Source organism: Brachybacterium sp. SYSU DS0246, from assembly GCF_059391765.1.
This window is the reverse complement of record NZ_JBZXYT010000013.1, coordinates 78359-100536: the sequence shown is the minus strand read 5'-3', so window position 1 is coordinate 100536 and position 22178 is coordinate 78359. Positions and strand designations below refer to the sequence as shown.

Annotated in this window: 16 protein-coding genes and 1 tRNA gene; 13 read left to right on the top strand and 4 right to left on the bottom strand. The window is 70.8% G+C overall.

Annotated features, from left to right (window positions below; all coding sequences use genetic code 11):
* Positions 1-30 precede the first annotated feature (30 nt).
* The 3 genes from gltB (at position 31) to pyk (ending at position 7650) form a co-directional block, all read left to right on the top strand.
* Positions 31-4611 (top strand): glutamate synthase large subunit, encoded by a 4581-nt coding sequence (gltB, locus tag AC5020_RS08475; protein ID WP_377017222.1) that lies wholly within the window; start codon positions 31-33, stop codon positions 4609-4611.
* Positions 4604-6082: a glutamate synthase subunit beta gene (locus AC5020_RS08470; RefSeq protein WP_377017220.1), complete on the top strand. Its 1479-nt coding sequence runs from the start codon at positions 4604-4606 to the stop codon at positions 6080-6082. The genes gltB and AC5020_RS08470 overlap by 8 nt, the downstream gene beginning before the upstream one ends.
* A 98-nt stretch (positions 6083-6180) precedes the next feature.
* Positions 6181-7650 (top strand): pyruvate kinase, encoded by a 1470-nt coding sequence (gene pyk, locus AC5020_RS08465; RefSeq protein WP_464987945.1) that lies wholly within the window; start codon positions 6181-6183, stop codon positions 7648-7650.
* A 102-nt stretch (positions 7651-7752) separates the two neighbouring features.
* On the opposite strand, the gene AC5020_RS08460 is transcribed toward pyk, so the two are convergent.
* Positions 7753-7835: transfer RNA gene (locus AC5020_RS08460), tRNA-Leu, on the bottom strand.
* Positions 7836-7942: 107 nt separating this feature from the next.
* Between AC5020_RS08460 and AC5020_RS08455 the strand changes: the two genes are divergently transcribed.
* Together AC5020_RS08455 and AC5020_RS08450 are read left to right on the top strand one after the other, a co-directional pair.
* A complete protein-coding gene (locus tag AC5020_RS08455; RefSeq protein WP_377017216.1) occupies positions 7943-8593 on the top strand; it encodes an ANTAR domain-containing response regulator in 651 nt (216 codons plus the stop codon).
* Between the two features lie 49 nt (positions 8594-8642).
* Positions 8643-10010, top strand: coding sequence for an ABC transporter substrate-binding protein (locus AC5020_RS08450; RefSeq protein ID WP_464987944.1), 1368 nt, complete (start codon positions 8643-8645; stop codon positions 10008-10010).
* 28 nt (positions 10011-10038) lie between these two features.
* Here the strand turns inward: AC5020_RS08450 and AC5020_RS08445 are convergent, their stop codons facing one another.
* Positions 10039-10542, bottom strand: a complete 504-nt coding sequence (locus tag AC5020_RS08445; RefSeq protein ID WP_377017212.1) for a PaaI family thioesterase — start codon at positions 10540-10542, stop codon at positions 10039-10041.
* A gap of 164 nt (positions 10543-10706) precedes the next feature.
* Here AC5020_RS08445 and polA point away from each other — a divergent pair, with 164 nt between their 5' ends.
* From polA to aroD, 7 genes are all read left to right on the top strand, one after another.
* Positions 10707-13343 carry a DNA polymerase I gene (gene polA / locus AC5020_RS08440; RefSeq protein WP_494564411.1) on the top strand — a complete coding sequence of 879 codons (2637 nt, stop codon included), beginning with the start codon at positions 10707-10709 and terminating at the stop codon, positions 13341-13343.
* Positions 13344-13590: 247 nt separating this feature from the next.
* Complete coding sequence (gene rpsA / locus AC5020_RS08435; protein ID WP_377017208.1) at positions 13591-15084, top strand: 30S ribosomal protein S1; 1494 nt, start codon at positions 13591-13593, stop codon at positions 15082-15084.
* Between the two features lie 133 nt (positions 15085-15217).
* Positions 15218-16048, top strand: a complete 831-nt coding sequence (locus AC5020_RS08430; protein ID WP_377793886.1) for an HAD-IIA family hydrolase — start codon at positions 15218-15220, stop codon at positions 16046-16048.
* Positions 16049-16121: 73 nt separating this feature from the next.
* Positions 16122-17375 carry a chorismate synthase gene (aroC, locus tag AC5020_RS08425; protein ID WP_464987942.1) on the top strand — a complete coding sequence of 418 codons (1254 nt, stop codon included), beginning with the start codon at positions 16122-16124 and terminating at the stop codon, positions 17373-17375.
* Entirely contained in the window at positions 17372-17914 is a 543-nt protein-coding gene (locus AC5020_RS08420; protein WP_464987941.1) for a shikimate kinase, read from the top strand. Before aroC ends, AC5020_RS08420 begins: the two co-directional genes overlap by 4 nt.
* On the top strand, positions 17911-18993 hold the full coding sequence (gene aroB / locus AC5020_RS08415) for a 3-dehydroquinate synthase (RefSeq protein ID WP_377017200.1): 1083 nt from the start codon (positions 17911-17913) through the stop codon (positions 18991-18993). Before AC5020_RS08420 ends, aroB begins: the two co-directional genes overlap by 4 nt.
* Positions 18994-19002: 9 nt before the next feature.
* On the top strand, positions 19003-19839 hold the full coding sequence (aroD, locus tag AC5020_RS08410; protein WP_464987940.1) for a type I 3-dehydroquinate dehydratase: 837 nt from the start codon (positions 19003-19005) through the stop codon (positions 19837-19839).
* A 5-nt stretch (positions 19840-19844) separates the two neighbouring features.
* Here aroD and AC5020_RS08405 read toward each other — a convergent pair whose 3' ends face one another.
* Both AC5020_RS08405 and AC5020_RS08400 read right to left on the bottom strand, forming a co-directional pair.
* Positions 19845-20495 (bottom strand): cyclase family protein, encoded by a 651-nt coding sequence (locus AC5020_RS08405; protein WP_464987939.1) that lies wholly within the window; start codon positions 20493-20495, stop codon positions 19845-19847.
* Complete coding sequence (locus AC5020_RS08400; RefSeq protein ID WP_464987938.1) at positions 20477-21415, bottom strand: trimeric intracellular cation channel family protein; 939 nt, start codon at positions 21413-21415, stop codon at positions 20477-20479. Before AC5020_RS08400 ends, AC5020_RS08405 begins: the two co-directional genes overlap by 19 nt.
* Before the next feature lie 114 nt (positions 21416-21529).
* Here AC5020_RS08400 and coaE point away from each other — a divergent pair, with 114 nt between their 5' ends.
* The gene (gene coaE, locus AC5020_RS08395) at positions 21530-22174 is read left to right on the top strand and encodes a dephospho-CoA kinase (RefSeq protein ID WP_464987937.1); all 645 of its coding nucleotides are present in this window, start codon (positions 21530-21532) and stop codon (positions 22172-22174) included.
* Positions 22175-22178 lie beyond the last annotated feature (4 nt).

Genomic DNA, 22178 nt, shown 5'->3' with positions numbered 1-22178 from the left:
GTCACCGGCCGCCCACCTGGAAGGGCTCGTATGCACCCCCTCGATACCCGCTTCTCCCGCTTCCCCGCCTCGCAGGGCCTCTACCGCCCCGAGAGCGAGGGCGACTCGTGCGGCGTGGCGATGATCGCCACCCTCCGGGGCCGCCCCGGCCACGACATCGTCGAGCACGCCCTGACCGCGCTGCGCAACCTCGAGCACCGCGGAGCCGTCGGTGCCGAGGAGGCCACCGGTGACGGCGCCGGGATCATGGTCCAGCTGCCGGATTCGTTCCTGCGCGAGGTCAGCGGCCTCGAGCTGCCGCCGTTGGGCTCCTACGCCGCCGGCATCGCCTTCGTCCCCCGCGACGAGGAGGGCCGCCGCGAGGCGTTCGAGGCCCTCGAGTCGATCTGCGCCGAGGAGGGCCTGCGAGTCCTCGGCCAGCGCGAGGTGCCCACCACCGACGGTCTCGTCGGCCCCTCCGCCGAGGCCGTCCGCCCCGACTTCGTGCAGGTCTTCGTCGCCGACGCGGCCGGTCAGCGCACCGGTATCGAGCTCGAGCGCGCCGCCTTCGCGGTGCGCCGCCGGGTCGAGCACACCACCCGCGCCTACTTCCCCTCGCTGTCCACGCGCGTGATGGTCTACAAGGGCATGCTCACCCCGGCCCAGCTCGAGCAGTTCTACCCGGACCTGCATGATCCGCGGTTCGAGGCCGAGCTGGCGATCGTCCACTCCCGGTTCTCGACCAACACGTTCCCGGCCTGGCCGCTGGCCCATCCCTTCCGAACCCTGGCCCACAACGGCGAGATCAACACGGTGATCGGCAACCGCAACCGGCTGCGCGCCGCCGAGGGCAGCATGCGCACCGACGTGTTCGGCGAGGACTTCGCGCGGCTGCTGCCGGTTAGCACGCCCGGGGCGTCGGACTCGGCGAGCCTGGACGAGACCCTCGAGCTGCTGAACCTCTCGGGCCGCTCGCTCCCGCACGCGCTGATGATGCTGATCCCCGAGCCGTGGGAGAACGACGACTCGATGGACCCGGACCTGCGGGCCTTCTACGAGTTCCACGCGGCCCTGCAGGAGCCGTGGGACGGCCCGGCCTCGGTCGTCTTCACCGATGGCACGCAGGTCGGTGCGCGCCTGGACCGCAACGGTCTGCGCCCCCTGCGGTACTGGGTCACCGACGACGACCTGGTGATCCTGGGCTCGGAGACCGGGCTGCTGGACGTCCCGCGCTCCTCCCTGGTGCGCACCGGGCGCGTCGCGCCGGGCGAGATCTTCCTGGTGGACGTCGCCGAGGGCGAGATCGTGCCCAGCCAGGAGCTCAAGCACCGCATCGCCACCGAGCACCCGTACGGGACCTGGGTGCGCGAGCAGAAGGTGAATCTGTCCGAGCTACCCTCCCGCGAGCACATCACCCACACCCGCTCCTCCGTGGTCCGGCGTCAGCAGACGTTCGGGTACACCGAGGAGGAGCTGAGGATCCTGCTCGCCCCGATGGCCGCCAAGGGCGCGGAGCCGCTCGGTGCGATGGGCACCGACACCCCGATCGCGGTGCTCTCGGATCGCCCGAGGCTGCTGTTCGACTACTTCACCCAGATGTTCGCCCAGGTCACCAACCCTCCGCTGGACTCCCTGCGCGAGGAGATCGTGACCTCGCTGGGCGTGGCCATCGGCCAGGCGCGGAACCTGCTCGACGCCACCCCGCAGCACGCTCGCCAGCTGGCGCTGGACTTCCCCATCATCGACAACGACGAGCTCGCCAAGATCGTGGCGGTCGACGCCAACCCGGCGACCGCGGACTTCCGCACCGTGCGCCTGCGCGGCCTGTACCCGGTCGCGGGCGGCACCGAGGCGCTCGAGAAGCGTCTGCAGGAGATCTGTGACGAAGCGGTCGCCGCGATCGACGACGGCGCCACCTTCCTGGTGCTCTCGGACCGTGATGCGAACCAGGTGCTCGCGCCGATCCCCTCGCTGCTGCTGACCAGCGCCGTCCAGCACCATCTGGTGCGCACGGGCCGCCGTACCGCCGCGGCCCTGCTGGTCGAGGCCGGCGACGTCCGCGAGGTCCACCACGCCGCCCTGCTGATCGGCTACGGCGCCAGCGCCATCAACCCCTACCTCGCGATGGAGAGCGTCGAGGAGCTCGTCGAGCGCGGCGTGGTCAGCGACGTCGCCCCCGAGCAGGCGGTGCGCAACCTCATCGTCGCCCTCGGCAAGGGCGTCCTGAAGATCATGTCGAAGATGGGCATCGCCACGGTGGCCTCGTACCGCGGCGCGCAGATCTTCGAGGCCGTCGGCCTCTCCCAGGACCTGGTGGACACCTACTTCCCGGGCACCATCTCCCGCATCGGCGGCATCGACCTCGACGTCATCGCCCAGGAGAACGCGGCCCGCCACGCCCTGGCCTACCCGGTCGACGGCGTCCACCAGGCTCACCGGAGCCTGCCCGTCGGCGGCGAGTACCAGTGGCGCCGCGAGGGCGAGCCGCACCTGTTCACGCCCGAGGCCGTCTTCCGCCTGCAGCACTCGGCGCGCACCCGTCAGTACGACGAGTTCCGTCGCTACACGGACGAGGTCGACGACCAGCACGAACGTCTGATGACCATCCGCGGGCTGCTGAAGCTGCGCACGGAGGATCAGTCGCCGGTGCCGATCGAGGAGGTCGAGCCGGTCGAGTCGATCACCCGCCGCTTCATGACCGGCGCGATGAGCTACGGGTCCATCTCGCAGGAGGCCCACGAGACGCTCGCCATCGCGATGAACCGTCTGGGCGGCATGTCCAACAGCGGTGAGGGCGGCGAGGACACGGAGCGTCTGCACGATCCTGAGCGGCGCAGCGCGATCAAGCAGATCGCCTCCGGCCGCTTCGGCGTGACCAGCCAGTACCTGACGTTCGCGCGGGACATCCAGATCAAGATCGCCCAGGGTGCGAAGCCCGGCGAGGGCGGCCAGCTGCCCCCGGAGAAGGTCTACCCGTGGATCGCACGGACCCGTCACTCCACCCCGGGCATCGGCCTGATCTCCCCGCCGCCGCACCACGACATCTACTCGATCGAGGATCTCGCCCAGCTGATCCACGACGCCAAGTCGGCGAACCCCGCCGCCCGCGTCCACGTCAAGCTGGTGTCCCGCTTCGGGGTCGGCACGGTCGCGACCGGCGTGTCCAAGGCGCACGCCGACGTGGTGCTGATCTCCGGCCACGACGGCGGCACGGGGGCCAGCCCGCTGAACTCGCTCAAGCACGCCGGCACCCCCTGGGAGCTGGGCCTGGCCGAGACGCAGCAGACTCTGCTGCTGAACGGCCTGCGCGACCGCATCACGGTGCAGGTCGACGGTCAGATGAAGACCGGGCGCGACGTGATCATCGCCGCCCTGCTGGGCGCCGAGGAGTACGGGTTCGCGTCCGCTCCGCTGGTCGTCTCCGGCTGCGTGATGATGCGCGTGTGCCACCTGGACACCTGCCCGGTGGGCGTGGCCACCCAGAACCCGGAGCTGCGTGCCCGTTACACCGGCCAGGCCGAGCACGTGGTGACGTTCTTCCAGTTCGTCGCCGAGCAGGTCCGCGAGCACCTCGCCGCACTGGGTCTGCGCTCTCTGGACGAGGCGATCGGTCGCACCGACCTGCTGGGTCTGCGCGACGACACGATGAGCCGCTCGGTGCTGGGTGCGGCCAAGCGCGAGGGTCTCGATCTCGAGGCGATCCTCGCCGCCCCCGTCATCCACGAGGGCGACTTCCCCCGGCGCCGGCGCGACCAGGACCACCAGCTGGAACGGGCGGCGGACCACCCCTGGATCGAACAGGCCGCCGAGGTCATCGAGGGACGGCTGGCCTCGGTGCACATCACCGACACCATCAGCAACGTCCAGCGCAGCACGGGCACGCTCCTGGGCCATGAAGTCACCCGGCGCACCGGGGGCGAGGGTCTGGCCGAGGACTCCGTCGTGCTCGATCTCGAGGGCACCGGCGGGCAGTCCTTCGGCGCCTTCCTCCCGGCCGGCATCTCCCTCCAGCTGCGGGGCGACGCCAACGACTACGTCGGCAAGGGGCTCTCCGGCGGTGTGATCGCCATCGGCCATGGCGCCGGCTCCGCCCCCTCGCTGACCTCCGCCCCGATCGCGGGCAACACCTGCGCCTACGGGGCCACCAGCGGCAGACTGCTGCTGGCCGGCTCCGCAGGGGAGCGGTTCGGCGTGCGCAACTCCGGGGCCACCCTGGTCGTCGAGGGCATCGGCGACCACGGCGCGGAGTACATGACCGGTGGCGCCGTGGTGATCCTGGGCCCGACGGGACGCAACCTGGGCGCCGGTATGAGCGGGGGCACGCTGTTCGTCCTCGATCTCGATACAGCCTCCCTGAACCCCAAGGACGCCGCCACCTTCGAGATCACGCCCGTGCGCGAGGAGCACCGGGCCTTCGTCCTGGAGGCGGTCTCCGAACACGCCCGGCGCACCGGCTCCGACCGTGCGGCCGCCCTGCTGGCCGACGAGGACGAGCTGATGAGCCGGCTCACCGAGGTCGCCCCCCGCGCCTTCCTGCGCATCACCTCGATCCGCGAGGACGCGCTGGCCCAAGGGGTCGACCCCGATTCGAACGACGTCTGGAACGAGATCATGGAGAGCACTCATGGCTGATCCCCGAGGATTCCTGCGGTATCGCGACCGCGAGCTGCCCGCCCCTCGGCCGGTCCCGGTGCGGCTCATGGACTGGCGCGAGGTGTACGAGGCCCGCGAGAAGGGCACGCTGAACGTCGTCTCCCGACAGGCCGGGCGCTGCATGAACTGCGGCATCCCCTTCTGCCACCAGGGCTGCCCGCTGGGCAACCTGATCCCGGAGTGGAACGACCTGGTCTACCGCGACGACTGGCACGAGGCGATCGAGCGCCTGCACGCGACCAATAACTTCCCGGAGTTCACCGGCCGCGCCTGCCCGGCGCCGTGCGAGTCCAGCTGTGTGCTGGGCATCAACCAGCCGCCGGTGACCATCAAGAACGTCGAGGTCTCGATCATCGACCGCGCCTTCGAGGAGGGCTGGGTCGAGCCCGTCGAGCCGTCCCGTCAGACCGGCCGCGCCGTGGCCGTCGTCGGATCCGGTCCGGCCGGGCTCGCCGCCGCGCAGCAGCTGACCCGTGCCGGCCACTCGGTGGTCGTCTTCGAGCGTGATGACCGCATCGGCGGCCTGCTGCGCTACGGCATCCCCGAGTTCAAGCTGGAGAAGCGCCACATCGACCGCCGGCTCGAGCAGATGCGCGCCGAGGGCACGCGGTTCCGCACCGGCGTCGACGTCGGCGGCGAGGGCCCCGGCGCCCTCTCCGTCGAGAAGCTGCGCTCCCGGTTCGACGCCGTGGTGCTGGCCACCGGTGCGAGCACGCCGCGGCAGCTGGACGTTCCCGGACGTGACGCCGCGGGCATCCATCCGGCCATGGAGTACCTGACCCAGGCCAACCGCCGGGTGGCCGGCGACGAGCTGGAGGGCCAGATCACCGCCGAGGGCAAGGACGTGGTGATCATCGGCGGCGGCGACACCGGCGCGGACTGCCTCGGCACCGCACTGCGCCAGGGCGCGAAGTCGGTGACCACCCTCGCCATCGGCACCCAGCCCCCCAGCGAGCGCGACGAGAACCAGCCCTGGCCGACGCACCCGGTGCTGTACGAGGTCTCCACCGCCCACGAGGAGGGCGGTGAGCGTTCGTACCTCGCCTCGACCACCGGCTTCGAGACCGACGAGAACGGGGCCGTCACCGGGCTCCGGGTGGCGCGCACCCAGTTCCGCGACGGGAAGCGTCTGCCCACCCCCGGGACCGAGACCGTGCTGCCCGCGACGCTGGTGCTGGTGGCCATGGGCTTCACCGGGCCGCGCACGGACGGGCTGCTGTCCTCGCTCGGGGTGGAGCTCACCTCGCGCGGCAACGTCGCGCACGACGGGCAGTGGGCGACGGACGTCCCCGGCGTGTTCACCGCCGGCGACTGCGCCCGCGGTCAGAGCCTCATCGTGTGGGCGATCGCGGAGGGGCGCTCCTGCGCCGCCGCCGTCGACAGCCACCTGATGGGGGACACCTCTCTCCATGCGCCCGTCGCGCCGGGAGAGAAGCCCGTCACAGTGTGAAAGACTGGGCCCACACGCGATGCTGCGGCCCCTTCGGCGAGCGTCCGTGACGTTCGCCGGCGGGCCGCGGCCCTTATCAGAACTACAGATGGGTTGACATGCGCAAAGCGAAGATCGTCTGCACACTCGGTCCGGCGACCAATACCTACGAGCAGATCCGGACCCTGATCGAGGCGGGGATGAACGTGGCGAGGATGAACCTCAGCCACGGCACCCACGAAGATCACGAGCAGGTCTACGCGAACATCCGCAAGGCGGCCGAGGATCTGGGCCGCAACGTCGCCATCCTGGTCGATCTGCAGGGCCCCAAGATCCGTCTCGGCAAGTTCGAGGACGGCCCGCACCAGCTCGAGGTCGGTGACGAGTTCGTCATCACCACCGAGGACATCGTGGGGACCAAGCAGCGGGTCTCGACCACCTTCAAGGGCCTGCCGGGCGACTGCCGCCCGGGGGATGTCCTCCTGATCGACGACGGCAAGGTCTCCGTCCGTGTCACCGACGTCTCCGAGACCGAGGTCAGCACGGTCGTCGAGGTCCCCGGCCCGGTCTCCGACAGCAAGGGCATCAACCTGCCCGGCGTGGCCGTCTCCGTCCCGGCGATGAGCGAGAAGGACGTCGCGGATCTGCGCTGGGGCCTGGCCCTGGGCGCCGACGTGATCGCCCTGTCCTTCGTGCGCGACGCGCACGACATGGATGAGGTGCTGCGGATCATGCAGGAAGAGGGTCGCCGCGTCCCCGTCGTCGCGAAGATCGAGAAGCCGCAGGCCGTGCGCGCGCTGCGCTCCATCGTCGGTGCCTTCGACGGCATCATGGTCGCCCGCGGCGATCTCGGCGTCGAGCTGCCGCTGGAGCAGGTCCCGCTGGTCCAGAAGCGCGCCATCGAGCTCGCCCGCCGCAACGCCAAGCCGGTGATCGTCGCCACCCAGGTGCTGGAGTCGATGATCACGAGCCCGCGCCCCACCCGCGCCGAGGCCTCCGACTGCGCCAACGCCATCCTCGACGGCGCGGACGCGGTGATGCTCTCGGGCGAGACCAGCGTCGGCGCCTATCCCTTCGAGGCGGTCCGCACGATGGCCCGCATCGTCACCAACACCGAGGAGAACGGCGCAGACCGCATCCTCCCGCTGGGCACCATCCCGCACACCCGCGGCGGAGCGATCACCCGCGCGGCCGCCGAGATCGGTGACCAGCTCTCGGCGCAGTACCTGGTGACCTTCACCGAGTCCGGCGACACCGCGCGGCGCCTGTCCCGCCTGCGTCCCACGATCCCTCTGCTGGCGATGACCCCGTACCCCGAGGTCGCCCGCCAGCTATCCCTGACCTGGGGCATCGAGGCGCACCTGGTGCCGATGCAGAAGGATTCCGACGTGATGGTCAGCGTCGTCGACGAGCTGCTGCGCGAGCACAAGGGCCTGCAGAAGAACGATCTGGTCATCATCGCGGCCGGGTCGCCTCCCGGGGTCCACGGCTCCACCAACACCCTCCGGGTCCACCGCATCGGCGACCTCGACGGCACCGAGTCCGCTCGTATCGAGGCCGACCGCATCGCCGCCGGGCCGCAGACCTGATCCGGACCCGCTCCGACGAGACGGCGCCCGCCGGCCTGCATGGCCGGCGGGCGCCGTCTCCCGGTGCGGCACGCACGTGAGATGTGCGACGCCGGTACTGCGTGCCGGGTGCGGGACTCGAACCCGCACGCCCTCGCGGACAGCGCATTTTGAGTGCGCCGCGTCTACCATTCCGCCAACCCGGCTCGCCCCCCGTGGAGTAGGGCTGGACTAGGATACCGCTGATGACCACCGGCCTTGGCCGCCCGGGTGCCGACACCCGCGGCCGGGCCCTCCCGACACATAGGGCGACATGAACGACGACACCGCTTCCCTTCCCGACGACACCCAGGACCTCCCCGAGCAGGAGGAGGGCCGCTCCCAGCGCACAGCCATCGTGGCCGAGGACGAGAGCCTCATCCGCATGGACATCGTCGAGACCCTCACCGAGGCCGGTTTCGAGGTGGTCGCTGCGGTCGGCGATGGCGAGAGCGCCGTGACCAAGGCTCGTGAGCTGCGGCCCGACGTCGTCATCATGGATGTGAAGATGCCGCAGACCGACGGCGTCAGCGCCGCCGAGCGCATCGGTGAGGACAACCTCGCTCCCGTCGTGATGCTCACGGCGTTCTCGCAGGCCGAGCTCGTCGAGCGCGCCCGCGATGCCGGCGCCATGGCCTACGTCGTCAAGCCCTTCACCCCGGCCGATCTGCTGCCGGCGATCGAGATCGCGATCTCCCGCTTCACCCAGATCACGCAGCTGGAGGCCGAGATCCAGGATCTCGGCGAACGGTTCGAGACGCGCAAGCGCGTGGACCGCGCCAAGGGCCTGCTGCAGACCAACATGGGTCTGTCGGAGCCGGAGGCCTTCCGCTGGATCCAGAAGACCTCGATGGACCGTCGCCTGACCATGCGCGAGGTCGCCGACGCCGTCATCGATCAGCTGGGCGGTCCCGGCAAGGAGTGACATCGATCCGGGGCCGTCGGGCCCGGAGCGGGAGGGGATGCACGGGGGCATGGTGATCTCACGACGCAGGCTGGTGCGAGGACTCGGGGCGGGAGTCCTCGGCACCGGCGCACTGGCAGCCTGCACCAACGGTCGCAGAGGCCGGGGCCGCGGCCGTGCCACCACCACCGCCCCCACCGGCGCCGCGCAGGAGGAGCCCGACGTTCCGCTGGTGCTGGGCTCGATCGGCGCCTCCTACGGGCGCGCCGGCGCCTTCGAGAAGACCATCGCGATCGCCGTCCACGAGGCCATGATCGACGTCAACGCGCGATGGAAGGGCCTGTTCGGCCATGAGGTCGAGATGACCGAGCGCCACGTGATGGAGGAGGCCGGTGAGGACCTCACCGACGTGATCACCTCGATGGCCGACTCCGGGGTGACCGCCGTGATCACCTCCCTCGACGAGGACGCACTGATCGCGGCGATCCCTGCCTTCGTGGAGGCCGGCATCGCGGTGATCGACGTCTTCACCTCGGGGATGAGCGTGCGCGCGGCCGAGGTGCAGAGCTCCGGCATGCTGGTGCGGCTGGCCCCCAACGACCGCGCGATCGCGGCTCTGTACGCGGAGGAAGCATGGGCGGGGTCCTCCGACAAGGGCGGGGAGCCGGGCACCGTCGCCTACGTCTCCGAGGACACCGCCCAGGGCCAGAGCCTGCTGCACGAGCTGGAGCAGGTCCTCAACCCCGAGGGCGGCAAGATCGTCTCGAAGCACTTCTACCCCTTCGGCAAGATCGGCAAGATCGGCAAGATCGGAAAGATCGTCGAGAAGGTGCTGGAGTCGCCGCCGGCGCTGCTGGTGGTCAACGGCGGACCGGAGGCGGGTCGCCTGCTCTCCGAGCTGTACAAGGCGACGCTGGACGAGGGGCAGCGCCCCACCGTCGAGTTCCCCACGCGACTGTCCCCGGCCGCGACGGTGGACTACGCCGACGAGCAGCTCGCCCCGGAATGCCTGACCAGGGCGACGGGTTTCGAACCCGGCGGCGAGCTCACCGTCGAGCACGTCAACATGATGCTCAACGTGGACCCTGGCCTCCTGGACACCGGGTACGCGTACTCACAGCAGGCCTACGACGCCGTGGTCCTCGCCGGACTCGCCGCGCAGAACGCCCTGTCCGTCCAGGGGACCGACATCGCCAGCTCGATCCCGCAGGTGCTCACCGGCACCGAGGAATGCACGGACTACGGCGACTGTCGCAGCACCCTTCGCGTCGCACTGGAGGCCGGGGACCGTGCCACGATCTCCTTCGTCGGCAGGATGGGGGCGCTGGAGCTGGGGGACGGTCCCGATCCGCGCACCGGCGACCTGCGGACCTACTCGTGGACCGAGGCGAACGAGATCGAGACCGGAGAAGCGACCAGCTTCGAGGTCGACGCCTGACCACGGACCGTCCCGCCCCGGCACCCGGTCAGCGTGACGGCAGCAGCATGGTGGAGACGGTGACGGTGCTCAGCAGTGTGCCGCGCTCGTCGTGCACGTCGACCAGGTAGCTCGCCACCTGCCGACCGGCGTGGCGGATCGTGCAGGTCGCCGTGACGATCCCCTCGCGCGCCGAGCGATGATGCAGCGCCGAGACGGAGGTGCCGACGGCCTGGGCACCGTCGCCGTGGACCTCGCGGGCACGGAGGATCCCTGCGAACGAGGCGACCGACTCCGCGAGGGCGATGGTGGCACCTCCGTGCAGCAGCCCTGCCGGCTGCGTGTTCCCGGCCACGGGCATGGTCATGGTTCCGCCGCGAGCATCGAGGCTGAGCAGCTCCATGCCGCAGCGTTCGATGAGCGTGCCGCGGATCATGGGCTCGACGATCCTGCGCAGGTCCTCGCCGGACAGCGGGGCGGAGACGCCGGCCCGGTCCTGACCGTCGGCCGGACCGTCGCAGCCGGCAGGGTGGTTCTCTGGCGTGTCGGTCATGGACCGAGCCTGCCACAGCGGGACCCGCGCGCGCGTCGGGCCGACGTGGGAGACTGCTCCCCATGAGTGCGAACGACCTCGAAGGCCAGCGTACGAGCGACCTGAGCGACCAGCGCCCGAGCGATCTGAGCGGTCAGCGGCTGCTGCTGATCGATGGACACGCCATGGCGTTCAGGGCGTTCTTCGCGCTGCCCGCCGACGGATTCACCGACGGCCGCGGGCAGGCGACCAACGCCGTGTACGGGTTCGCCCGCATGCTCATCAACGTCGTCGCCTCCGAGCGTCCCAGCCACGTGGTCGTCGCCTTCGACCTGCCCGGCGCGACGTTCCGCGATCGCATGTACGAGCAGTACAAGGCGGGCCGCGACGAGACCCCGCCCGACTTCGCCGGGCAGATCCCGCTGATCATGCAGCTCCTCGATGCCCTCGGGGTGCGCTGGCTGACGGTCGAGGACTACGAGGCCGACGACATCATCGCCACGCTCGCCACCCGCACCGCCGCCGAGGGCGGCGAGGCGCTGATCGTCTCCAGCGACCGTGACGCCCTGCAGCTGGTCGGGGAGAACGTGACCCTGCTGCAGCCGGTCAAGGGCGTCACGGAGCTGCGCCGGATGACGCCCGAGGCGGTCGAGGAGAAGTACGGGATCCCTCCGGCGCGGTACCCGGACCTCGCGGCGCTGGTGGGGGAGGTCGCCGACAATCTGCCGGGTGTGCCCGGCGTGGGCCCCAAGACGGCGGCGAAGTGGATCCTCCAGTACGGCGACCTGCCCGGCATCATCGCCCATGCCGACGAGATCAAGGGCAAGGCTGGGCAGGCGTTGCGCGACCACCTCGAGGACGTCGAGCGCAACCGGCTGATGAACGCCGCTGTCACCGACCTCGACGTGCCTGCGGATCCGGAGCACTACGGGCTCGGACGCGGTGACGCCACGGCGCTGAACGCCGTGTTCGACGAGCTCGCCTTCGGCCCGGGGATCCGCCGTGACGTCCCCGCCGACTTCCTGTCCTCGGCCGAGGAGGTCCCGCAGGAGCCCGAGCGCGAGCTGCCGGAGCTGCAGCGGCCGAGCTCGAGCGAACTGGTCTCCCTGCTGGACGGGGCCTTCGCGGATGCTGCGGCGATCGCGACCGACGGGAGCTGGGTGCTGGGCCAGGGTGAGGTGCGCCAGCTCGCCCTCGCCACCGCCGACACGCTGGCGGTCGTCGATCTCGCAGAGCTCGACGACACCGCCGAGGGGGCGCTCGGCCGGTGGCTGGCCGATCCTGCGGTCGCCAAGACCGCCCACGACACCAAGCTGGTCTCCCACCAGCTGCGCGGCCACGGCCTCGCCGTCGCCGGATGGCGCACGGATCTCGCGATCGCCGAGTTCCTCTGCCGGCCCGATCAGCGGCCGACCGATCTCGCGGGACTGACGATGCGGCACCTGCAGGAGGACCTGCAGGTCGAGTCCGCCGTCGCCCAGCAGGAGCTGGACCTGGGCGCCGAGGAGTCCGGCGGGGACCAGCTGGGGCGTGCGGCCGACGCCGTGCTGCGCCTGGAGCAGCTGCTGCGCGCCGAGCTCGACGAACGCGGAGCCGCCTCCCTGCACGATGACCTCGAGCTCCCGCTGGCCGGGGTCATCGGGGAGGTCGAGGCCACCGGCATCGCCGTCTCAGATGACGTCCTGGCAGGCCTCGACGAGGAGCATGAGGCCAAGCAGGTCGCCGTCGCCGAGTCGGCGTACTCGCACATCGGCGGCGACCACATCAACCTGGGTTCGCCCAAGCAGCTGCAGGAGGTCCTCTACGAGCGGCTCGGCCTGCCCAAGGGGCGGCGCACCAAGACCGGGTACAGCACCAACGCGGAGACGCTGCTGGAACTGTTCGAGAAGACCCAGCACCCCTTCCTCGCCGATCTGCTCGCGCATCGGGACGTGACCAAGATGCGCCAGATCATCGACACGCTGCGACGGTTCATCTCCCCGGCCGGGCGTATCCACACCACCTTCCACCAGAACATCGCCGCCACCGGCCGGCTCTCCTCGAACAACCCGAACCTGCAGAACATCCCCACCCGTACCGAGGAGGGCCGCCGGATCCGTTCCGCCTTCCGCGCCTCCGAGGGGTACGCCGCGCTGATGACCGCGGACTACTCGCAGATCGAGATGCGCATCATGGCCCACCTCTCCGAGGACGCCGGCCTGATCGAGGCCTTCCGCTCGGGCGAGGACCTGCACAGCTTCGTCGCCTCCCGTGTGTTCGACGTGGCTCCCGAGGACGTCGACCCGGCGATGCGCTCGAAGACCAAGGCGATCAGCTACGGCCTCGCCTACGGGCTCAGCGCTTTCGGGCTGGCCCGGCAGCTGCGCATCTCCCAGTCCGAGGCGACCGCGCTGCGCGACGGCTACTTCGAGCGGTTCGGCGGGGTCCGGGACTTCCTGCGCCAGAGCGTCGAGACGGCGCGCTCGACCGGGTACACCGAGACCATCCTGGGCCGGCGCCGGTACCTGCCGGACCTCACCTCCGACAACCGTCAGCGCCGCGAGAACGCCGAGCGGGTCGCGCTGAACTCGCCCATCCAGGGCAGCGCCGCGGACATCATCAAGCTCGCCATGCTCCGTGTGGACCGGCTGCTGCGCGAGCGGGAGCTGAGCTCGCGGGTCCTGCTCCAGGTGCACGACGAGCTGGTCCTGGACGTCGCCCACGGCGAGGAGGAGGCGCTGCGCGAGCTGGTCGCCGAGGGGATGGGCTCCGCCTTCGAGCTGTCCGTCCCGCTCGAGGTGGGCATCGGCGTCGGCGCGAACTGGCTCGAGGCCGCGCACTGACGCTCGGGACCGTCGCTCGGGACGCGGGACAACTCACACCGTCACCGGTGGCGGGGACGCTTCGCGCCCTCGCACAAGGGTGGCGCGGCTGGTAGCCTGGTGAGGGTCTGTGCGTGGACTGTGCCCTTCGAGGCAGGGTCCGTCGCCCTCGCGTGAGGGCGGTGCGCGCGCGGATGCGCCCCGATCGCAGGGGCGCGGCACGTCCATCATCCCTACTCATACCTGTTCCGACGGAGTTCCTACCTACATGACCGAAACCACGACCCCCCAGATCGCCATCAACGACATCGGCGGCGCCGACGATCTCATGGCTGCCATCGATGCCACCATCAAGTACTTCAACGATGGCGACATCGTCGAGGGCACCGTGGTGAAGGTCGATCACGACGAGGTCCTCCTGGACATCGGCTACAAGACCGAGGGCGTCATCCCCTCGCGCGAGCTGTCCATCAAGCACGACGTCGACCCCGGTGAGGTGGTCGAGGTCGGAGACGGCATCGAAGCCCTCGTCCTCCAGAAGGAGGACAAGGAAGGCCGTCTGATCCTGTCGAAGAAGCGCGCCCAGTACGAGCGCGCCTGGGGCACGATCGAACAGATCAAGGAAGACGAGGGCGTGGTCACCGGCCGCGTCATCGAGGTCGTCAAGGGCGGCCTCATCGTGGACATCGGCCTGCGCGGCTTCCTCCCCGCCTCTCTCGTGGAGATGCGCCGCGTGCGCGACCTGCAGCCCTACGTGGGCCAGGAGATCGAGGCGAAGATCATCGAGCTCGACAAGAACCGCAACAACGTGGTCCTCTCCCGTCGCGCCTACCTGGAGGAGACCCAGTCCGCGGTCCGCTCCGACTTCCTGCAGACCCTGGCCAAGGGCCAGGTCCGCGAGGGCGCTGTCTCCTCCATCGTCAACTTCGGCGCCTTCGTCGATCTCGGCGGTGTCGACGGCCTGGTGCACGTCTCCGAGCTGTCCTGGAAGCACATCGACCACCCGTCCGAGGTCGTCGAGGTCGGTCAGAAGGTCAGCGTCGAGGTTCTCGACGTGGACATGGACCGCGAGCGCGTCTCCCTGTCGCTGAAGGCGACCCAGGAGGACCCGTGGCAGCTGTTCGCCCGTACCCACGCCATCGGCGAGGTCGTCCCGGGCAAGGTCACCAAGCTGGTTCCCTTCGGTGCGTTCGTGCGCGTCGAGGACGGCATCGAGGGCCTGGTGCACATCTCCGAGCTGGCCCAGCGCCACGTGGATCTGCCCGAGCAGGTCGTCACCGTCGACCAGGACGTCTTCGTCAAGGTCATCGACATCGACCTGGAGCGCCGCCGCATCTCGCTGTCGCTGAAGCAGGCCAACGAGGGGGTCGACCCCGAGGGCGACGACACCACCTTCGACCCGGCTCTGTACGGCATGGCCGCGGAGTACGACGAGAACGGCGAGTACAAGTACCCCGAGGGCTTCGACCCGGAGACCAACGAGTGGCTCGAGGGCTACGAGGCACAGCGCGAGGAGTGGGAGGCCCAGTACGCGGCCGCCTACGAGCGCTGGACCGCTCACAAGGCACAGGTCGCCGAGGCGATCAAGGCCGACGAGGAGTCCGAGAATGCTCCCGCGGAGCAGGCCTCCACCTCCAGCCCGTCGCCGGCTCCGGCCGCTCAGCAGCAGCCGTCGTCCTACCAGTCGGCGACCACCGATGAGGGCACGCTCGCCTCGGACGAGGCGCTGGCCGCTCTGCGCGCCAAGCTGACCGGCGGCTGATCCTCCGGGAAGTCGTCACCGCGGCCCGGTCCCCGTCTCGGGGGCCGGGCCGCAGTGCGTCCGGCAGCATCGCCGGAATCAGCGCGCTCGAGCTGAGATGCAGATCCTCGCGCCGGGGTGGGAGACTGCGCTCATGAACACCGCGCTCGAAGATCACCCGATCCACTCCTGGCTGACCGACATGGACGGCGTCCTCGTCCATGAGCAGGCCGCCCTGCCCGGCGCCGCCGACTTCATCGCCGAACTGCAGCGGCTCGCCCGCCCGTTCCTGGTGCTCACGAACAACTCGATCTTCACGCCGCGCGACCTGCGCGCCCGCCTCTCGCGCAGCGGGATCGACATCCCGGAGGAATCGATCTGGACCAGCGCCCTGGCGACCGCGCGGTTCCTCGCCGAGCAGGCTCCCGGCTCCTCCGCCTACGTGATCGGTGAGGCCGGCCTGACCAGCGCGATGCACGAGGAGGGCTTCATCCTCGCCGACGCCGACGTGGAGTTCGTGGTGCTGGGGGAGACCCGGACCTACTCCTTCGAGTCGATCGCACGGGCGATCCGCCTGATCAAGCGCGGGGCGAAGTTCATCGCCACCAACCCGGACGTGACCGGGCCCAGTGCCGAGGGTCCGCTGCCGGCCACCGGCGCCGTCGCCGCGATGGTCACCGCCGCCACCGGCATCTCCCCGTACTACATCGGAAAGCCGAACCCGCTGATGATGCGGACGGCCCTGAACCGGCTCGGAGCCCACTCGGAGACCTCGGTGATGATCGGGGACCGGATGGACACCGACGTGAAGTCCGGTCTCGAGGCAGGGATGCGGTCCGTGCTGGTGCTGTCCGGGTCCACCCGCGAGGACGAGATCACGAAGTACCCGTTCCGGCCCACCAGCGTCCTCAGCGGCATCGCGGACGTCGTCCCGCTGGTCGAACGCCTCACGCCGCTGTCGTCCCAGGAGCTGGACGAGGACTGATCCTCGGCCGAGGTCCTGCGCACAGCGCGGACGACCGCTCGTACGCGCACGGCCACATGAGAGAATCGGGGCCATGTTGCGCTGGCTCACGGCCGGGGAATCCCACGGCCCGTCCCTCATCTCCCTGCTCGACGGCGTCCCTGCCGGCATCGAGCTGACCAGTGACGATCTGCAGGCCGCCCTGGCGCGCCGCCGTCTCGGCCACGGTCGCGGCAGCCGTCAGAAGTTCGAACAGGACGTGCTGACCATCCACGGCGGGCTCCGGCACGGCCGCACGCTCGGCTCTCCCGTGGCGATCGAGATCGCCAACTCCGAATGGCCGAAATGGGAGAAGGTCATGAGCGCCGACCCGGTCCCGCGCGAGGATCTCCTGGTCGACGCCGGCACCGGTGATGAGCGCGAGATCGCCCGGAACCGTCCGCTGAGCCGCCCCCGGCCCGGCCATGCCGACCTCTCCGGCATGCTCAAGTACGGCTTCGACGACGCCCGGCCGGTGCTCGAGCGCGCCAGCGCTCGCGAGACCGCTGCCCGCGTCGTCGCCGGCCGCGTGGCCGCGGCGCTGCTCGAGCAGGCCGCCGGCATCCGGCTGGTCTCCCACACCCTTGCGGTGGGCTCCGTGCGCGTTCCCGAGGACGCCCCGCTGCCGGGCCCGGACGACGCCGGCGCCCTGGACGGCGATCCGCTGCGCTGCTTCCACCCCGAGACCTCCGAGGCCATGGTCGCCGAGGTCGACGCCGCCAAGTCCGACGGTGACACCCTCGGCGGCGTCGTCGAGGTGCTCGCCTACGGTCTTCCCGTCGGCCTCGGCTCCCACACCCAATGGGACCGCAAGCTCGACGGCCGCCTCGCCCAGGCGGTCATGTCGATCCAGGCGATGAAGGGCGTGGAGATCGGGGACGGCTTCGCGACCGCCGCCCGCCGCGGCTCCGTCGCCCATGACGAGATCCTCGCCGACCCAGCCACAGCGGGGAACCCGTCGGCCGTCCCGCGCGCCAGCAACCGCGCCGGAGGGCTCGAGGGCGGCATGACCAACGGCCAGGTGCTGCGTGTGCGCGGCGGCCTGAAGCCCATCTCGACGGTGCCGCGCGCGCTGCGGACCATCGACGTCGCCACCGGTGAGCAGACCAGTGCGAATCATCAGCGCTCCGACGTGTGCGCGGTCGCTCCCGCCGCCGTCATCGCCGAGGCCGTCGTCGCCGTCACGCTTGCCGACGCGCTGCTGGAGAAGACCGGCGGCGACAGCGTCGAGGAGATCCGGGCGCACCTCGCCGGTACCGGGGACCTCCAGTCCCGCATTCTCGGCCACGGCCCGGAAACGGCCTCGTGAGCGGTCCCGCGGTCATCCTGCTGGGCCCCATGGGGGCCGGCAAGACCAGCGTGGGCCGGGAGCTCGCGGCCCGCCTCGACATGGAGTTCGCCGATCTGGACGCCCTGATCGTCGAGGAGGCCGGGCGCTCCATCCCGGAGATCTTCGCCGCCGACGGCGAGGCCGGTTTCCGCGAGCTCGAAGCCGGCGTCCTCGCCCGCGCTCTGGAGACCCACGGCGGAGTGCTGGCTCTGGGCGGCGGAGCGGTCATGACCCCCGCGTCCCGCGACCGTCTGCGCGGCGGCCCGGTGGTGCTGCTCGAGGTCGACGAGGAGACCGTCGCCCGACGCCTGGGCCGCGGGGCCGGCCGGCCCATGCTCACCGGGCAGGATCCGCTGCAGCGCTGGCGGGAGCTCTTGCTCGAGCGCGATCCGGTCTATCGCGAGCTCGCACGATGGAGGGTTGACGCCCGCCGGGGCAGTTCCGCGACCGTCGCGCGCACCATCACCGACATGCTGGGGGAGGACCTGCTGGCCCGCCCCGAGAAGGAGAGACCATGAGCACCACCGTGATCCCCGTGACCACGCCGAGCGGCGGGTACGACGTCCGCGTCGGCCGGGGCATCCTGCCCGAGATCCCCGCGATGATCCCGGACCGGGTGCGGCGCGTGGTCATCGTCCACCAGCCGAGCCTGCGCGAGGTCGCCGAGGAGATCCGGGCGTCGATCGCCGAGGCCGGACGCGACGCCTTCGCCGCCGAGGTCCCCGACGGGGAGGAGGCGAAGACCGCGCAGGTGGCCGGCTTTCTCTGGGGCGTGTGCGGGCAGGCGGAGATCGGCCGCGGCGACCTCGTGATCGGCCTGGGCGGGGGAGCGGCCACCGACCTGGCCGGCTTCGTCGCCGCCTCGTGGCTGCGCGGCGTCGACGTGCTGCAGGTCCCGACCACGGTCGCCGCCATGGTCGACGCCGCCGTGGGCGGGAAGACCGGTATCAACACCGCCGAGGGCAAGAACCTCGTCGGCGCCTTCCATCCCCCGATCGCCGTTCTCGCTGACCTCGATGTGCTCGCGGGGCTCGGCCATCACGACACCGCCGCCGGTCTCGCCGAGGTGGTCAAGGCCGGTTTCATCGAGGACGAGCGGATCCTGGAGCTCGTCGAGGAGGATCCCGAGGCCGTCCTGGACATCTCCTCGGCAGCGTTCCGCGAGGTCGTCGAGCGCGCCATCAGGGTCAAGGCCCGAGTGGTCTCCGCGGACCTCCGCGAGGCGGGCGAGCGCGAGATCCTCAACTACGGGCACACCCTCGGCCACGCCATCGAGCGCAACGAGCGGTACCAATGGCGTCACGGTGCCGCCGTCTCCGTCGGCATGATGTTCGCCGCCGAGCTGTCCCACCTCGCCGGCAAGCTCTCCGAGGCCGACGTCGATCGTCACCGCAGCGTCCTCACATCCCTCGGGCTGCCGGTCACCTACCGCGACCGGCAGTGGCCGAAGCTCGAGGACGCCATGAAGCGCGACAAGAAGACCCGGGCCGGTCTGCTGCGCTTCGTGGTGCTCGATCGGATCGGGCACGTCTCACGGCTCGAGGGACCCGACCCGGCCCTGCTGCTGTCCGCCTACGCGGCGATCACCGCGGACTGAGGCGATCCCGTGACACGTTCAGGCGACTCCGGCTCCCCGGCGGCCGACGGCCCCGCGGCCGGCGGTCCTGCCGCCGATGCCGGTGTCGTGAGGGTGCGCGGGATCGAGCTCGGCCGCGGGCGGCCGGAGATCATCGTCCCGGTCACGGGCGCGGACCAGGGTGCCGTCCTGGACCAGGCGCGCGCTGCCACCGACTCGCCCGGCCGGGTCCTCGAGTGGCGCCTGGACCGATTCCGCCCGGACCTGGATGTCGCCGCGCACCGGGACGCCGCCGTCGCGGCGCTCCCGGCCCTGCGCGAGCTACTGGGGCAGGATCGTGCCCTGCTGGTCACGCTGCGCACCTCTGCCGAGGGCGGGAGTCGGGAGATCTCCGACGACGAGCTCGCAGCAACTCTCGAGGCGGTGATGGCGGGCGGCTTCGCCGATCTCGTGGACGTGGAGACTTCCCGATCGCCCGAGACCGTGGCCTCGGTCATCGCCTCGGCGCACGCGCTGGGGCTCGCGGTGGTGGGATCGTTCCACGACTTCGAGCGCACCCCGCCGGAGGACGAGATGGCCGAGATCCTGCGTACCCAGCGCCGGCTCGGCGCCGACCTGCCGAAGATCGCCGTGACCCCGCGTGATGCCCGGGACGTGCTCTCCCTGCTCTCGGCAAGCGTCGAGGTCGCCGGCGACGGGTTCGGCCCGCACATCGCGATCAGCATGGGCTCGCTCGGCGCGGTCAGCCGGGTCGCTGCGGAGACGTTCGCCGGCGCCGCCACCTTCGCGGCCGTCGGTGAGGGGTCCGCGCCCGGCCAGCTCGAGGCCGGGGAGGTCGCGCGCATGCTCACGCTGCTGCGTCCCTGAGCGCCTCACCCCACACGGGCGTATGCGCGGACGGGGAAGGACGGGGCGCCGGACACAGGAAGCGGAACCGCGGAGAACAACGCTCCGTCACTGGGCAGCGCATTCAACCGCGTCAGGTTCTCGACGATGAGTACGCCGTGGCCGAGCAGTGTCGAGTGCACCGGGCGCTCGGCCCCCGTGGTGGCGTCGATATTGACCGAATCTATTCCCACGAGTACCGCGCCCGATCGCACCACCTGGTCGGCCGCGGCCGCGGTGAGGTGCGGATGCTCGCTGCGTCCATATTCCTCGGTGCCCCAGTGTCGATCCCAGTCGGTGCGGATCAGCACGGCGTGCCCCGGAGCGTGCTGGGGCAGGAGGTCGGCGCCGACTGCCGAGACACCGGTGGCGTCGACCACGACGGCCGGCACATCTGCCAGGCGATCGATGCCGAGATCTGCGACGTCCGTCCCGTTCGGGAACCGGTGCTGCGGAGCGTCGAGGTAGGTGCCCGTGCTGGTCGCCAGTTCGACGGACGCGATACGGAACTCGGTTCCCGGGGCGTAGTGCGACCGGGAGTCCTCGAAGGTGAGGACATCGTGGATCCGGGGCGCAGGAACGCCGGGGTGCATGGTCATACCGGGGGCTATCGGATGCGTCAGGTCGATGAGGGCCATGGAGGATCTCCCGGGTCGTCGGAACGGTCGGTGCGGAGCGTCATCGAGTCATCGTCCTCGCCGGCCTCAGGAGCCACGGCGTCGTCGAGCTCATCGGCCTCGTCGTCGAAGGCGCGCTCCGCGTACGACGAAGCGTCGGCGTCGTTCGACGTCACGTCCTCGGCGAGATCATCGACGGAGTCATCGACCACCGGGATCGTGCCGGTCTCCATCGCCACCCGGGTGCGTTCGCTGCGCCGGGTGCGTCGCACCAGGGCCTTCAGCTGCGAGGCGGACATGGTCACCTGCCATTCGCTGTGCGCGGGCAGCGTCCACTGCCGCCAGGCCGCGAGCCCGGCGAGCACAGCCCCGATGCCGACGGCACCGAGCACCCATGGGGCCGGCATGCCCAGCGCGAACACCACCCAGGTCAGCAGGGCCGTGAGGAACGCGCCGGTCGCGTACAGCGGGCCGCCGCCGAAGATCGCCGGGATCCGCCCCACCAGCACATCACGGATCACGCCCCCGCCGACCGCGCTGGCCACGCCCAGCAGGATCGCCGGCAGCACGTCGAGCCCGTACCCGAGCGATTTGGCCGTCCCGGTTGCCGCCCACAGTCCCATCGCCATGATGTCCAGCCCCGTGACCAGACGCCGCCACAGGGTCCCCTCGGCCGAGATCACGAAGGAGAACAGCGAGCCGCCGAGCGCGCAGGCCAGGTACCAGGGCCCGTCGAAGGCGGCCGGGGTGCCGTAATCCAGGATCAGGTCACGCACGATGCCGCCGCCCAGACCGGCGGCGATGCCGATGATCGCGAACCCCACCGCATCGAAGTTCAGCCGGGAGGCCAGCGCCCCGGCGGCCACGCCCATGACGAAGACCCCCAGCAGGTCCAGGACGCGCAGGAGGTCGTTGGTCACGAGCAGTTCGAGGGGATCCACCCTTGAACCGTAAACCGCGATCCGGCCTGCGGGAACGCTGCCGTGACGGCTCTGACTCCGGCAACTGACGGGCGCGCCGCAGGGCAGGCTCCGGGCACGCCGTAGGATCGGGCCATGTCCGCTGAGAGCCCGCTGCTGCGCATCGGCCTGACCGGCGGCATCGGCTCCGGGAAGTCGACCGTCGCGGCGATCTGGCGGAACGCCGGGCACCGAGTGCTTGATCTGGACGCCTATTCCAGGGCTGTGCTCGACGTTCCCGGACCGGGAGTCGAGGAAGCCGTCGCCCGCTTCGGCGAGGAGTACCGCAACGCGGCGGGGACCATGGACCGGGCCGCGCTCGCCAACCTGGTCTTCGCGGACTCCACAGCCCGGGCCGATCTCGAAGCGATCGTGCTCTCCCGCGTCGACGAGGAGGTCGCGCGGGAGGAGGCCGAGGCCGCCGCGGCGGGGGAGGCGCTCGTGATCCACGACAGCCCGCTGCTGCTGGAGAAGCACAGGGACGCTGAGTACGGAGGCGTCGTCGCGGTCCTCGCGCGTCGCGAGGACCGGATCGCCCGCGTGGTCCGCGACCGCGGGCGGGACCGCGCCTACGTCGAGTCGGTGATGGCGGCGCAGGTCACCGACCTCGAGAGGATCCGTCGGGCCGATCGCCTGGTGCTGAACACCGCCGGCCGTGAGGTCCTGGACCGCAGAGCCACGAGAGCACTCTCACGCATCCTCGACGAGCACGTCCCGTCGTCCGTCGGGCCCGCGTCGTAGGCTC